Origin of the sequence: Chitinophaga horti, from assembly GCF_022867795.2 — a bacterium.
Classification (GTDB): domain Bacteria; phylum Bacteroidota; class Bacteroidia; order Chitinophagales; family Chitinophagaceae; genus Chitinophaga; species Chitinophaga horti.
This window is the reverse complement of the sequence record NZ_CP107006.1, coordinates 2418113-2433511: the sequence shown is the minus strand read 5'-3', so window position 1 is coordinate 2433511 and position 15399 is coordinate 2418113. Positions and strand designations below refer to the sequence as shown.

The following is a 15399-nucleotide window of genomic DNA, read 5'->3' as shown; positions in this document are numbered from 1 at the left end:
GGATTTACAGGCCAAAGGTAAGTAATCAGGCGACTCACTTCCTGCGTACCAGCAAACGTTTGATCAGCTTTTCGATCTCTACCGCGATAAATACGATCGTCGAAAGGCCCATACAAATGCCGAGTTCCGTCAAGGTAAGCGGCTGCGTTTTAAAGATACCCTGTGCGGGAGGCAGGTATATCACCGCCATTTGCAGTCCGAATGTAAGCAGCACAGCGCCCACCAGCGGCAGGTTCGAGAATACGCCGCGGGTGATGATCAGCTCATCACTTCGGATGGCCATTACGTGTCCTAATTGCGATAAGGAAAGTACGGTAAATACCATGGTTTGCCAGTGCGTATCGCCAATGTGAATGGCCCAGGCCTGCGTGCCCAGCGTAACGGCCGTCATCAGCAAACCCACCCATATAATGTGAATGCCGCTGGAGCGCGCAAAAAGGCTTTCTTTGGGATCGGCAGGCGGCCGTTTCATGATATTCTTTTCTTCTTTCTCAGTAGCCAGTGCCAGTCCGGGCAGCCCGTCTGTCACCAGGTTGATCCAAAGAATATGTACAGGTTGCAGGGGGATGGGCAAACCAATCAGCGGTGCGAGAATGAACGTCCATATCTCCGCCCCGTTACAGGTCATAATGTATTTTACAAACTTTCGGATGTTGTCATAAATACGACGGCCTTCTCTTACCGCACGAACGATCGTCGCGAAGTTATCATCCAGCAGGATCATATGTGCTGCTTCCTTACTCACGTCGGTACCGGTGATGCCCATCGCAATACCGATATTCGCAGCGCGCAGGGAAGGAGCGTCATTCACACCGTCGCCCGTCATCGCCGCGTAGTTGCCTGTCCGTTGCAGCGATTTCACAATATTCAGTTTCTGCTCCGGCGACACCCTCGCATACACTTTGATCTTTTTTACACGCTGGTCCAGTTCTTCTTCACTGAGTTTGGCGAGGTCGGTGCCTGCAATTACTTCATCATCCTCTTTCAAAAGCCCGATGTCTCTGCCAATGGCCGCCGCTGTTTGCAAGTGGTCGCCGGTAATCATCACCGGTTGTATGCCGGCGGTTTTACATTCCGCAATCGCAGCTTTCACTTCTTCACGCGGCGGATCGATCATGCCGGTGATGCCTGCATATTGAAGGTCCTTTTCTAATTCGTTTTCGTCGGGCTGTTCCGCAGGTTTCGTATCCAGCTCGCGATAGCCGTAAGCCAGTACCCGCATGCCCTTGGTGGCCATGTCGTTGCTGGCTTCATTCATGATATCCACCGCCTGTTTGTCGGAGAACAGCGGTTCCAGCGATTCTGCCGCACCTTTCGTGATCAGCAGGTATTTATCACCGTACTGGTGAATGGTACTCATGCGTTTACGGTCCGAATCGAAAGGCAGCTCGGCCACACGTGGGTACTTGTCCAGCATAGCTTTTACTTCTTCCTCCGGATACTTATCTACTACATAACGGATCAGCGCGATCTCTGTCGGATCCCCGGTCCATTCGTTCTTATCATTCTTTTTTGCGTCCTGGTTGAGCGCCATGGCGGCGTACAGGAGCGGAATGTCTTTGCCGAGTACGGGGGCTTTGTCGGCGGGCAAACTGTCTGTCACTTCCATACGGTTCTGCGTGAGGGTACCGGTTTTGTCGGTGCAGATGAAGTTGACAGAGCCCAGTGTTTCTACCGCGGGCAGTTTACGGATCAGGGCATTTTTGGTAACGAGCCTGGATGCGCCACGTGCCAGTGCGATCGTGATAAGGGCAGGCAGCGCTTCGGGGATGGCGGCGACTGCCAGGGAAGTCGCTGTCAGCAACATCGTTACCACCGATTCGCCCCGTAACAATCCCAGGCCGAACAACACGACGCAGATGCCCACTACAATGTAAGTCAGCTTTCGTCCGAAGTCGGCCATACGTTTTTGTAAAGGTGTTTCGCCTTCTTTGCCTTGCAGCATTTCGGCGATCTTGCCTACTTCGGTTTTCATGCCCGTAGCTACTACAACGCCCGTACCGCGACCTTTCGTTACCATAGCGCTTTTGTATGCCATGTTAAACCGGTCGCCCAATGGCGGCTCTTCTTCTTTAAGTGTATCGGCTGTTTTATCTACCGGGGCGGCTTCCCCGGTGAGGGCCGCTTCTTCGATGCGGAGTGCATGCGTTTCCGTGAGCCGTAAGTCGGCGGGTACAATTACGCCGGCTTCAAGTAATACCACATCCCCGGGCACGAGTTCCTCTGCCTCCACCTGGGTAGCTTTGCCATCACGCATTACCTGCGCTTTGGGGGCTGCCATCTTTTGAAGGGCTTCCATGGCTTTCTCTGCCCGGAATTCCTGTATAAAACCCACCAGGGCATTGAGTATCACGATCACGAGGATGATGATCGCATCGGTAAGATCACCTGCCACAGCGGAGATGATAGCCGCTACGGCAAGGATCACGATCATCAGGTCTTTGAACTGGGCTATCAGTATCGACCAGGCGGTCTTGTGCCCTTTACTTTCCAATGCGTTGGATCCGTATTGTTCCAGTCTTTTGCGGGCTTCGTCTGTCGTAAGTCCTTTATCGCCGGTTGCTAATTCTTTAGTAACGGCGGCGGTGTCTGAATAGTGCCAGTTCATAGTGATGCTTTATTTGTTGTGCGCAATAAACAAGGGGAGAGAAAGTTCCCGCATCAAAAAGTCAGCCATGCTTTCGCGCAGCCAACGAGATACCATACCGCGACGGTAAGCGCCCAATACTGTCAAAGCGCCGGGACCCTGGGCTTTCAGCTCTTCCAACACGGTTTGTTCTACACGCCCGTTAAGTACTTTATACTCCGCGTGCGGGAAGTGCAGCGTGAGGAACTCGCGCATCAGTTTATTATCATCCAGTTGCAAACCTGCACCCGGATCATTGACGGAGATCACCTGTACCGGCAGGTTGCGTAATGCTGGCAGCAAATAACAACACATTTTGATGGCGAATACGGAAGATGGTTCACCATCATACAACAACACGATCTTCGTAAAAGGCGTATGCACTGGCGGTACCAGCAACACAGGGCACTGCACTTCGCTGAGCAGACTACGTATAAAGTCGGTGGGCGGCGCCTGTTCCTTCAGCTGAAAGGTTTCGGTTGTATTGATCACCATCAGGTCGGCATAAATACTTTCATGCAGCACCTCCTGTATGGCGATGCTTTTATCGCGATGTACACTGTAAGGCAATCCTGCGTTCGTACAGGCGTTGCCGAAGAGCAGGGCCGAGTCGTCCCGCTTCTTTTTGTCCAGCTCCTCCATTTGGGCAATTTTCTCAGCAGTAGCCCCGGCGGAAATCAGTTTGTTGATGTTGAAGCTATTATAGATAAAGTCGTCGGGAAAGATGCCCGTCAGGTGAGCCGATTGTTCTTTCGCTATGCCCACTGCGTAGTTCAGGGTGCTATCGGAGAACTTCAACCCATCGAATATGGCGGCTATTTTCTTCATAATATGGAGCTTTTATCAAATTTAATAAATACGGGTTAGATACCGGTAAGAGCCCGGTTAGAATGGGGTATGATTCAGATCATAAATTGTGCCCGGGGGATAACAATGTAGGCACAGCCGCGCTATTCATCCATGCCACCAAGATCGCCGTCGGCCGTTTTGCTGCTTTTCGCTACCAGGTCATTGATCTCTGCTACTTCTTCTTTGGTAAAGTGCCGCCAGTGACCAGGCTGTAATCCTTTCAATGTAAAACCCATAATACGCGTACGCTTCAGCGACTCTACCTTATAGTCGAGCGCCTCACACATACGGCGGATCTGCCGGTTTAACCCCTGGGTAAGAATGATACGGAACCTGTTCGGACCTTCCTGCTGTACTAAACAGGGTTTGGTCCAGGTGTTGAGAATACGCACGCCGCTGCGCATGTTCTTCAGGAACTCCACGGTGATGGGCTTATCCACCGATACCATATATTCCTTTTCATGCTTATTGCCCGCACGCAAAATCTTATTTACGATGTCGCCATCGTTGGTGAGGAAGATGAGGCCTTCGGACAACTTATCCAACCGCCCGATAGGGAACACCCGTGACTTGTAATTTACATAGTCGATGATATTGGTTTTGTCTTTAAGATCGGTAGTACAGGTGATGCCCTTTGGTTTATTAAGCGCAATGTATACCGGGGCCGTTTTCTTCTTCAGCGGTTCGCCGTCGATCTCAACAACGTCGCCTGCTTCTACACGGTTACCTTTCGATGCAATGTTATCATTGATCGTTACACGCCCCTGTTCGATGTACTTATCCGCCTCTCGTCTGCTACAGAAGCCGGTCTCCGCGATATATTTATTGATGCTCTTGTCCATGGGAATCGGTGCAAAGGTAGGCAAAAATGGGACAGGGAGTGGGGATCATTTCATTCGCAAGGCCGGCACGGGGGACGTAGGTATCGGCCCTTGCAGTATGCCCAGCGACACTAGAAACACATCCATCCTGTACATCGTTTCGGCCTGCCATTCCGCTGCCCGGTAAAAAGTGTGAGCGCCACCTTCGGCCGTCCAATATTCATTCCTGACACCTGCCGAATCCAATACCGCCCGAAACCTGTCGCCCCCCGGCTTCCAGCTGCTGTCGCCGGTGCCAAAGAACTGGATGGCCGGCGGGGTGGTGACGGTAACCTTATCGAAAGGCAATACTGCCGGAGGGTCGGCCGCCCTGTAGGCAGGATTTAGCAGCAATAACGCCTTCACACCAGGTAAAGTTAGGCCGGCCATCGTCGCCAGGTGACCACCTGCAGAACTACCGCCGAGCACTAATTTCGTCGTATCCACATGCAGCTCCCGTGCATGTTGTTTCACCCATTGGATAGCTGATACGGCATCTTCGATACAGATCGATTTATCCTCCTGACCTGGCGAAAGCAGGCGGTAGCTGGCCGTAACGGTGACGAAGCCACGTTTTACAAAGTAGCGACACTCCGGGTACATCACCGGTCGGGTACCTTTGACCCACCCGCCTCCGTGAAAGAGCACCATCACCGGGAGCAACGCGCCTTCGGCCAGGCCGGCAGGCGTAAACACATCCAGTTTGAGCGTGTCTTTGTAAGCGTATGTTTTAAATTCCTGGCTATGCAGGCGGCCGGTGATCAGGAAGGTGACGAGTAATAATGTGGTATACCTCATAACTGGGTTTATGCGTGGTGTAACAAATATATTATTTCAAAGGAAGAAATATTTATAAGTTTGGGGAATGAAGCAACTTCCCGTTTTAGGATTGGTTTTACTGCTCGCGGCCTGTACCGGAAGCCGCCCGCGTGTGCAAGACAGGATGCAGCCTGCCACTGGTGCAGCTGCCTATTTCGCCAACGACTCTACCGCCGCCCGGGCCGCAGATGCCCTGTTCGTGATGAAGGAGCCTACACTTAACGGTTATACCGGCAAGGGTGATTTCATCCGCCTGTTATGGCTGCCGACATTCTCGAACCTGAGCGTAACCCGCATCAACAAGTTTGACGACGTATTATATGCCAATTATAAAGAAATGCGCCTCGATGGTGTAGTGGTGCGCGATACGCTCATCGTGTTGCAGGATAAGGCCTGGAAAGACCTGCCCGCGCAGCTTACAGAAACCATCCCGCAGCAAACACCCGCCGAAGACGGCATCACCTGGTATCTCGAAAGCCGCATCAATGGTAAATACCAGGTGCGCAGTGGATGGGACGATGGAAGTGCCACCGGCAGCATCTTACAATCGATGTTGAAGATCAGGTAAATAAAGAGGGCTGACCGGCAAGTAGCGGTCAGCCCTTTTCAATTATATGCAACCCGTTATACTGTTGTCGCTCCTGCCAGCACCCGCTTTAGCGCCGCCGCAGCATGGTGTACCTGTACCGTCCAGTCCTCGGCGGCCCCGCCATCGGCCCCGTCAGAAATATACTTTAAACACAGGAAAGGAATCTGTTCCTGCATCGCGATAAGCGCCAGGGGATAGGCTTCCATGTCCAATACATCATACTCCGTTACAATATGCGCCGTCTCGAAACTATCGCCTGTGCCACAAATGCCCTGGGGCAAACCTTCCAGCTGAAGGCCGTATTGTAAGATCGGTCCCTGCCCGGTAAGGGGCGTTACATATTTCTGGAAACCAAGGCCCGTAACATCCATGTCGCGCTGTACAAAACTGCTGCAACAAACCACCTCGCCACGTTTGAAGTGTGTGCTGCCCGCCGAACCCAGGTTCACGATCAGTCCGGGCCGCTGCGTGTAAATACTTTTCGTCAGCTGATAGGCCGCCTGCACCTTACCAATGCCGGTAAACACCGTATTGTAGCCTGCAAATTCTTCCGCCGCCTCCGACTCTAACGCGAAAACGTAGAGTGGTCGGTGCTGTTCGATGGCCGTCGCCTGTATCATCTGTTGCATCATGCTCATAAATTGACGCGCAAAAATAGGAAAGTATCGGGTTCCTTTGTTATTTTTAAGACTACTACATTTCACGTCATGAAACATTTACTATTAATTCTGCCCTTTTGCGCCCTGGCAGCCAGTGTTCACGCGCAACAAAATACCCGGAAACTGATCTGGAGCGATGAATTTAATTATACCGGTCTGCCCGATTCCACCAGATGGAGTTATGAGACAGGCTTCATCCGCAACCAGGAGCCGCAATATTACACCGCCAACCGCCTGGAGAACGCCCGCGTGGAGAACGGCCACCTGCGCATAGAAGCCCGTAAAGAGGAATACAAGGGCGCGAAGTATACCGCCGCCAGCATCATCACCAAAGGCAAGGCGGACTTCAAATACGGCCGCGTAGAAGTGCGCGCCAAGCTACCCGGTGGTCGCGGTTCCTGGCCGGCCATCTGGATGCTGGGTGCCAATCATGGCCCGGTAAGGTGGCCCGACTGCGGCGAGATCGATATCATGGAATTTCTCGGTAAAGACTCCGGCACCGTTTACGGCACCATGCACTATAAAGGCGACAATGGCAAACATGCTCAGAAGGGTGGTAGCATTAAAGATGTGAAGCCGGTGGAGGATTATCACATTTATGCCATCGAGTGGAACGAACAGCAGATAGACGTGTTTTACGACGATAAAGTGTACTTCACCTTTAATATCAGCGCGGAAAGTTCGGCCGTTCAGGAGATCTTCCACAAACGTTTCTACCTGCTCATCAACCTTGCCCTCGGTCGCGAAGGCGGCTGGCCTGGACCGGTGACGGATGCCGACCTGCCGTTTATTTACGACATCGACTACGTGCGTATTTACGAATAACAGCTTCCCGGAATGTGGAAGTTTTGCAACTATCACGGCCGCTATTGCAGGGCTGGAAGGGGGTGGGCCTTAATTTGTTATATGGATGAGTAAACATCCCCAATGATTAACGGAACAATGATGCAATACTTCCACTGGTATAATACCGCGGAAGAAAATTTATGGGAACTGATCGCCAAAAACGCCGAAGCATTGGCTGCTGCCGGCATTAACGCCTTGTGGTTTCCACCTGCCTATAAAGGTAAGGAGGGCACCAACAGTAATGGCTACGACGCATACGATATTTACGATCTCGGTGAGTTCGACCAGAAAGGCACTGTACGCACCAAGTTCGGCGACCGTGCCCAGTACGAAAAAGCCATCGCCGCCTGCCATCAACATAACATACAGGTATATGCCGATATTGTACTCAATCACAAAGCCGGCGCCGACGAAACCGAAAAAGTAACCGTCCGCCGCGTGAATCCTGATAATCGCAACGAGTTTACCAGCGAGCCTTTCGAGATAGAAGCCTACACGAAATTCACCTTTCCTGGTCGTAACGGAAAATACTCCGATTTCATCTGGGACCATATGTGTTTCAGTGGCGTTGACTATGCCGCGGATCTACAGGAGGACGGCATCTTCAGCATTTTGAACGAATACGGCGACGACTGGGAAGAAATGATCGACGATGAGATGGGTAACTACGATTACCTCATGTTCGACGACATCGAATTCCGCAACACCGCCGTACGCGAGGAACTCAACAAATGGGGCAAGTGGTACCTCGACACCTTCAAGATCGACGGCGTACGCCTCGATGCCGTGAAGCACATCTCCCCGAAGTTTTACAATGAATGGCTCGATTACCTGCGTCAGCATAAACCTGACCTGCTCGCCATCGGCGAATACTGGGCTCCCGGCGACCTGCACCTCCTGCAACGTTATATCGACGCTACCGAAGGTCGCATGTCCCTTTTCGACGCCGCCCTTCACCATAACTTTCACCGCGCATCGCAACAAGGCAATAGCTTTGATATGCGCACCATTCTGGATAACAGCCTCGTACAAGTAAACCCGTTACTGGCAGTCACCGTAGTCGATAATCACGACACACAACCCCTGCAAGCGCTGGAAGCCCCCGTGGAAGCCTGGTTCAAACCATTAGCATATGCATTGATCCTCCTGCGCGAAGGCGGTTACCCATGCATATTTTACCCCGATGTATACGGCGGTCACTACGTAGACAAAGGCCGCGACGGCAACGATCACGAGATCTTCCTGGAGAAATGTAAACATATCTGGGAACTGCTGCAAGTGCGCCGCTACAATGCCTACGGTCCTCAACGCGATTACTTCGATCATGAAAACTGCATCGGCTGGACCCGGGAAGGCGACGACGAACATCCCGGTTGCGCCGTGCTGCTTTCCAACGGAGATGAAGGCCACAAATCCATGGAAGTCGGCAAACGTTACGCCGGCACCGTATTCACCGATTATCTCGGCGAACGCTCCGAAGAAGTGACCATCGATGAAAACGGCTGGGGCGAGTTTTTATGTCCCGCAGGCGGCGTAAGCGCCTGGGTGCCGCGTTAACAGAATTTTATCATCTTTCTTAAAGAAATCATAAAGTGCTGTGGATGAGGAGATAGGGGAATCATTTTTGTTCTATTAGTTGTGAACCAAAAGATTTAACCATGTCAAGACTCACCAAAGAAACCGTAAAAAAAGAAGTACAGCAATTAGCGATCGGTAACTATAAAAGCTACCCTGCAGATTACGAAAGTGAACCCGTTGTTGTAAGCGAGAACGTGCGTTCGTTGGCCAATGGCTATTGGGATTGCAGGTCTTACAAGGAAGTGGAGCGTGATGAAAAGCTGGGTATCAGTTTACAGGATTACCAGCACTGGAGTAAGGAAGCCTATGAAGCATATATGCAGGCAAACCGGAACTGATATATCTCCATTATATAAAAGGCCAGCCTTTACGGGCTGGCTTTTCTTTGCGCCGGAACCTGCGATCCTCTCATGATTACTCGGTGTTGTTCCCTATTACATCTGAGTTATTTACGGATTTACAGTAGGATTGTAGTAGAATAACAGTAGAATTTCTACCTGTTTATCACCTTATTAATGACAAAAAACGACAAAAACGACAAAAGCGTCATCTGATTTTTTGCCTTCTCACCGCGCACCTATCTTTACATTTATAACAATATTACTCATGATGACGCGTAAAAAACTACAAAGACAGCTGGACGAGCTATTGGGTGGCCTTACCGTCATCATGATGGCCGACGGTCTGAAGATCCGCCGGAAACGAGGCCCCAAACGAGACCAGGTGCTGAAGTCGCCCCGGTTTGCAGCATCCCGCGCCAGCCTGGCCGATTTTGTATCCGCCAGCAAAGCAGGGAAGTTGTTGCGAAATTCATTTGGTCAAAGTCTCGCGCATGTGTCGGAAAAGGGAATGCATAACAGGCTGACTAGTTTGATGTGTAAAGTGATAAAAGCAGACGAAACCAACGTGACAGGCAGCAGAACAGTGCGTAACGGCGACCCTCGCCTGTTGCGCGGTTTTAAATTCAACAGTAAGACATCGTTAGACAAAATATCATATCAAACCACCGTCGACCGCCAGTCTGGACGCATAACAATCTCCATATCCTCTTTCGATCCAAAATTACAACTGGGCGTTCCTCCAGGCGCCACGCATTTCGTGTTACATGGAAGCGCATCAGGCATAGACTTTGAAAGCGGAAACTACGCGAACGCTTATACGGAACATGCAGCCGTTCCTGTAGATTTGTCGCAGACAGGCGATATCCGGCTGACGATGCAACTCCCGGCTGGTATGACTGCACCTACCTTCGTCGTGTTTTGCGTGTATTTCTTAGAAGAGACAGGCGGCGTTTTGCTACCGTTGACACGTAAAAGCACTAATGCATTAGTGCTGGTGGGCGTGGATAATGAACAAGTGGTGGCAGCGCCGACAGTGCGATTGAGGGCGTTGCCGTGGAGGGGGGAGATATCGGGGAAGGCGGTTGCGAGGAAGGTGCGGGACGTGGTGCAAATGAATAACGGCAAGTACGCAATATGTGGTTTGTTTAATAATAATCCAGCAGGAAGGGACTTCCTGATCGCATCACTCAATAATTCTGGCGATTTACGCTGGATCAGGCGGTATGGCACAGATAATACGGCAGAACAATCTGTAAGCCTGATCGAAGAAGGAGATAACCTCGTAGTGAGTGGTTATGGGAGGTTGTCTTCTACCACGAGAAACACGGGCATGGTGTTTAAAGTAAACAAGTTCGATGGTTACCTGGTAGAGGCGAAGAAGTTTGATGTAGGCACTAATAACGATCACGTTTTCGGGAAGGTAATTCCCACCCCCGGCGGCTATAAAGTGTCATTTATGACGACTGTTCCGCCATATAGCGATTGTGGTATTGCAGGCATGATGGATATTACAAGCGCCGGGTTTGTGCTGTCGACAAAAATGTTTGACGAATTACCTGGCACGCTGGCCGCATCGCCCGCCGCATTTCACCTTACAGCAGATGGTGGCTATATAGCTGTTATTCAGACGGCCAGCAACAAGTTTTACATGAGGAAAGTGAATGCAGCCGGACAGCTCGTATGGACAAAGGCAGCCGATTTGGGAGGATATTTGAAGGTAGACGACTTCGTGTTAAACCCCGACGGTAACCTGACGGTTGGTGGTACAAAGATGAGCTCCGCCTTCCTGATGCATGCAGGCGCTTCCGGTTCTACCGGCTGCGACGACGCACCGCTTGCACGTACTATGTCGAACGTATCTACGCTGATGACGCCCTTTACTTTATCCGAATCTTATCGTTATAAGGGCGATACCACCGGTCGTCCGGTAGGTGGCCCGGAAGCACGCGCCGTATACCCCGTTGGCGATAACAGTCCGGTAGGTGACAACCTGTACATCCGCTACCTAAGCTTTACGCCGCTGAATGTTAGTGTAACAAGGAGCAGCCTCAGTTGCGGCGCCCGGGACGTGTGCAGCACCGAATACGTAGGTCCATTGCTTTGCGGAATTAAGAAACCGGTATTTGAAAGTTCCCTTACCCCAATAGATAATTGTTCAGATAATGGGCAGTTTATCGCCAGCAATGCGAGCCGCTTGTACCAGGCCTATCGGGAAAATGCGCTCAACAAGTTCGAGGCAGACTACCTGGAGTCGTCTCTGAAAGCTGCCGAAAGGGAAACCTTTACGGTGGGTTATGAAATGAGCGAGTATCATTATACGCTCTACTATTATGACCAGGCAGGGAACCTGGTGAAAACCGTTCCACCCTCCGGCGTAGTGGTAGATCGTTCCAACTCCTGGCTGCAGCAGGTGGCAGCCGCCCGCGCTAATGGTACTGCGCTGCCGGCAGCCCACGGCTTCCAGACCCGCTATCGCTATAATATCCTTAATGCGTTGACTTCCCAGCTCACGCCAGACGCAGGAACTTCCTACTTTTGGTATGACCGCCTGGGACGGCTATCACTATCGCAGAATAATAAACAACTGGATGCTAATCATTATAGCTATACCAAGTACGACGTACTGGGACGCATATCCGAAATAGGAGAGTTAACAAGCGGTACTGCCATGACCCAGTTGCTCAGTCGTGACCCGGCCGCTCTCTCAGGTTGGATGAATACCGCTGCCAACAGTCGACGCGACATAACCCTGACCCATTACGACACGCCCTACGAAGGCTCAGGTCCAGTACTTTTTCCGAAGAACCTTCGCAACCGTGTAGCCTGGACCGCCGTGTACAACAGCGCCGCAGATGCTACCCATTTGTTCACTGCGGCGTCGTTCTATAGTTATGACATTCATGGAAATGTGGGTACCATTTGGCAAGCCTATAAAAAAGCAGACGCCGTTCACGATCTGTTGACATCAACAGACTATGACTATGACCTGATCAGCGGTAAAGTGAACAAAGTGTCGTATCAGCCCGGCTTAAAAGATGCATTCTACCATCGCTATCAATATGATGCCGATAACAGGCTGGTAAATGTTGAAACCAGCCGCGACGATTTGCACTGGGAAAATGAAGCTTATTATAAATACTATAAACACGGTCCGCTGGCGCGTATCATACTCGGGCAACAACAAGTGCAGGGTATCGACTATGCCTACACCCTGCAGGGATGGCTTAAGGGTGTAAACAGCACCACTCTCACCCCTGACTTCGATATGAGTGGAGACGGCTCCAACAACAGTTTCATCGCGAAAGATGCATTCGGTTACGCTTTGCATTACTACGGTGCCGCCGATTACACGCCTGTTAAGAGCAGCGTTAAACCTTTCGCTGACCTGTTCAGCGCCGGTACTCATTTTAAGCCGCTGTATAATGGCAATATCGGTGCCATGAGCGTTCACCTACCTGCAGTTGGAGAGCCGTTATTGTATGCCTACAAGTACGATGTGCTGAACCGCATATCCGGCATGCAAACTCTGCGTTCTCTCAATACGACCACGAACAGCTGGACCGGCCAGGCTGTCGACGACTTCAAAGAAGCCGTTACCTATGACGGTAATGGTAATATCAAAACCTATTCCCGCAACGGTAATAACACCTTCTCCGGCCAGCCGCTGGCGATGGATAATATGACCTATCATTATACGCCGGGCACCAATAAGTTAACACATGTAACAGATCCCGTTCCTGCAGGGAATTATGGTAGCGACATCGACGAGCAGACTGCTGGTAACTACAGCTATGATAAGATTGGTAATCTTATCTCGGATTCGAAAGAAGGCATCACGAATATCGAATGGAATATATATGGTAAGATAAAAAGTATCACTAAGCCGACCGGCACCATCCATTACGCTTACGATGCCGCTGGCAATCGCATCCGTAAAGAAACGGCTGGTGTTTATACCTGGTATGTGCGCGACGCTACAGGCAATGTGTTGAGTGTTTATACCCAGCATGATAATAGCGTGAACAACGGCCATCTCAGTTTAACGGAGTCGCATTTATATGGCAGCAGCCGTTTGGGCATGGCTACCAGTGCAATAGACATGGAAGAGGAAGCGCCGGAGCCGCCTTTACTGGCAGGCAATATATCAAATAAAAACACTATTTTTAACCGTGGTAAAAAGCTCTTTGAATTAAGCAATCATCTCGGCAACGTAATGGCTGTTGTAACCGACCGTCCCGTTGGTGTGTCTGATAACCAGTCAACAGTAAGCCGTTATGCACCAGAAATTACCAATGCCCAGGATTATTATCCTTTCGGAATGCTGATGCCAGGTCGTACCATGCGTCAGATCGCTGGTGGACAGGCGGTTGGCAGCACGATGCTGAATGGCCATAATGTGCCCGAGTCATTGCTCCTTCGTAGCCGAGACGCCAGTAAGCCGGCAGAGTATGTGGCTTCGCGTGAAGTGGTATTTGAAGATGGTTTTGAGAGTGGTATGGCGGATGAGTTTGTGGCTTCGATTGCGGATGCTGGGTATGGGGGGAGTGGAAGTGGTGCTGCTGGAGTGTTTGGTGTTGGTGGGTATCGTTATGGGTTTAATGGACAGGAGAAGTCGGATGAGATAAAGGGAGAGGGGAATAGTTATACGGCGGAGTTCTGGGAATATGATTCGCGGCTGGCCAGGCGATGGAACATTGATCCTGTAGTAAAACATTATGAAAGTCCATACGCTTCCTTGGGCAACAATCCGGTCAATTATTCTGATCCAGATGGAGCAGATACAGCAAAGGCAATTTCAAAGAGCCAGCTTGTAGATGCGATCAAAGTAGCTAGTGCTGAAGTGAAAAATGTGATGAAAAACAATCTAAAAGCATCTTCCGATGATGTCAGTGGAAGGCTTCTAGATGCATCTGCGAAATATTTGGAGATTAATCAACAAGATATGTCTTATAATGGCTTCGCAGAGTTTAAAATCTTGGTCGATCAGTATTACAAAGGACTACTCGAGGTCGCGCGGAATAGTAATGCTGGATTTTTGGAGTTTGATAAGAATGTTATAAATAATGCTAGTCTGAGCCCAGCAATAATTGAAAATGCCACGATAGATAAAATTAATACATCGATAAATAATCTACTGGGAATTTATAGAAGTGGTGCGAATGCTGCTCTGATTGCTACCGCGGATATGCCATTTATTCCAATTGCAGTAAGAAGGGCGCCGGCCCCTTCTGTGAGAGTTCCTCTGACGCCAAAGCCAATAATCAGGAATGTAGATGACGTATGGCTAATCCTCAACTCTTGGAGTTCAAAAGCTTTGTTGAAGTTCAGACGATTTTGGGTACACCAAAGGGATGGCAAGCAGTGCCTTTGTTACACGGTACAAAAGCAGGCAAAGGCTGGACGTTACGGAAATTAAACAGCAGGGGAACTGACTACACAGACCTTTACATTCAATACCATCCGGGCACACGTAGACATTTCAACGGGCGGCCTTACTGGAAAGTGTCATCAGGGAATGGCGGGACCAAACGTTTCGAAGCAAAACAATAAAGACGATATGGAGATAGAAAGGTATTACAAGATTTTAACAGAGTCTCTGAAACTGCTTTCGTTGGACTTCGATGAACAAAAGGATTTTTTCCCTGAGTTCGTTGATGTGCCATTTGAAATACTGGACAGTTTTCAAAATGCATTTATTTTATTGCCTCAAATTTTGGAGGCAAAAAGGATAAATTGTGATGTTATGCCGGATTTGCTAAGATTAAATAACTTAATTAATTCGGCGTTGGCCCATCCCGATTTTGATACTCTAGAGGCTTTAGAAATGTGCACCTCGGAAAATTGGGAAAAGATTCGTGAAATATCAAAGCTTTGCTTAATCCACTTGAAGGAACCGCTTACTAAACCAAATTCAAAATACCTTTAGGAAACAGAGTGCTCTGAAGGTTGTCAACATCCCTAGAAAACTCGAAGGCGTAAGTTTCGACGTCTAGTAGAAGAGAAATGTGGAAAGGGCGGGCTCGATTCAATTCTGAACAAAAGTGACACTTGTGCCTAGCATTGAACGGTTAGCGGTGTTTATAAGGCATCATAGTATTTGAATTATTTGAAGCAATGGAATACAGCGGTGCTTACTGAATATTAGGCGCTGCAATTACATCGCCTTCGAATATACTGCTGCTGAAAAGTATTGAGTGTTGACCTTGAGTATTACTTTGTATTTTAGCTTTAC

General features: G+C 49.9%; 11 protein-coding genes. 6 read left to right on the top strand and 5 right to left on the bottom strand.

Features of this window, described 5'->3' with window-relative positions:
- Nucleotides 1-34 precede the first annotated feature (34 nt).
- The 4 genes from MKQ68_RS09900 to MKQ68_RS09885 form a co-directional block, all read right to left on the bottom strand.
- A complete protein-coding gene (locus tag MKQ68_RS09900; RefSeq protein WP_264283150.1) occupies nucleotides 35-2608 on the bottom strand; it encodes a cation-translocating P-type ATPase in 2574 nt (857 codons plus the stop codon).
- Nucleotides 2609-2617: 9 nt separating this feature from the next.
- Complete coding sequence (locus MKQ68_RS09895; RefSeq protein WP_264283149.1) at nucleotides 2618-3454, bottom strand: universal stress protein; 837 nt, start codon at nucleotides 3452-3454, stop codon at nucleotides 2618-2620.
- 122 nt (nucleotides 3455-3576) lie between these two features.
- Complete coding sequence (gene rluF, locus MKQ68_RS09890) at nucleotides 3577-4317, bottom strand: 23S rRNA pseudouridine(2604) synthase RluF (RefSeq protein WP_244839147.1); 741 nt, start codon at nucleotides 4315-4317, stop codon at nucleotides 3577-3579.
- 45 nt (nucleotides 4318-4362) lie between these two features.
- The gene (locus tag MKQ68_RS09885) at nucleotides 4363-5133 is read right to left on the bottom strand and encodes an alpha/beta hydrolase (protein WP_264283148.1); all 771 of its coding nucleotides are present in this window, start codon (nucleotides 5131-5133) and stop codon (nucleotides 4363-4365) included.
- A 67-nt stretch (nucleotides 5134-5200) separates the two neighbouring features.
- Between MKQ68_RS09885 and MKQ68_RS09880 the strand changes: the two genes are divergently transcribed.
- Complete coding sequence (locus tag MKQ68_RS09880) at nucleotides 5201-5722, top strand: hypothetical protein (RefSeq protein WP_264283147.1); 522 nt, start codon at nucleotides 5201-5203, stop codon at nucleotides 5720-5722.
- A 56-nt stretch (nucleotides 5723-5778) separates the two neighbouring features.
- Here the strand turns inward: MKQ68_RS09880 and MKQ68_RS09875 are convergent, their stop codons facing one another.
- Complete coding sequence (locus MKQ68_RS09875; protein ID WP_244839150.1) at nucleotides 5779-6375, bottom strand: 5'-methylthioadenosine/S-adenosylhomocysteine nucleosidase family protein; 597 nt, start codon at nucleotides 6373-6375, stop codon at nucleotides 5779-5781.
- Nucleotides 6376-6450: 75 nt separating this feature from the next.
- Between MKQ68_RS09875 and MKQ68_RS09870 the strand changes: the two genes are divergently transcribed.
- The 5 genes from MKQ68_RS09870 (at nucleotide 6451) to MKQ68_RS09850 (ending at nucleotide 15093) form a co-directional block, all read left to right on the top strand.
- Entirely contained in the window at nucleotides 6451-7227 is a 777-nt protein-coding gene (locus MKQ68_RS09870) for a glycoside hydrolase family 16 protein (RefSeq protein ID WP_264283146.1), read from the top strand.
- A gap of 102 nt (nucleotides 7228-7329) precedes the next feature.
- Nucleotides 7330-8805, top strand: coding sequence for an alpha-amylase (locus MKQ68_RS09865; RefSeq protein ID WP_264283145.1), 1476 nt, complete (start codon nucleotides 7330-7332; stop codon nucleotides 8803-8805).
- A 101-nt stretch (nucleotides 8806-8906) separates the two neighbouring features.
- Nucleotides 8907-9164: a hypothetical protein gene (locus MKQ68_RS09860; protein ID WP_264283144.1), complete on the top strand. Its 258-nt coding sequence runs from the start codon at nucleotides 8907-8909 to the stop codon at nucleotides 9162-9164.
- A gap of 268 nt (nucleotides 9165-9432) precedes the next feature.
- On the top strand, nucleotides 9433-14583 hold the full coding sequence (locus tag MKQ68_RS09855; protein ID WP_264283143.1) for an RHS repeat protein: 5151 nt from the start codon (nucleotides 9433-9435) through the stop codon (nucleotides 14581-14583).
- 141 nt (nucleotides 14584-14724) lie between these two features.
- Nucleotides 14725-15093 (top strand): hypothetical protein, encoded by a 369-nt coding sequence (locus MKQ68_RS09850; protein WP_264283142.1) that lies wholly within the window; start codon nucleotides 14725-14727, stop codon nucleotides 15091-15093.
- Nucleotides 15094-15399 lie beyond the last annotated feature (306 nt).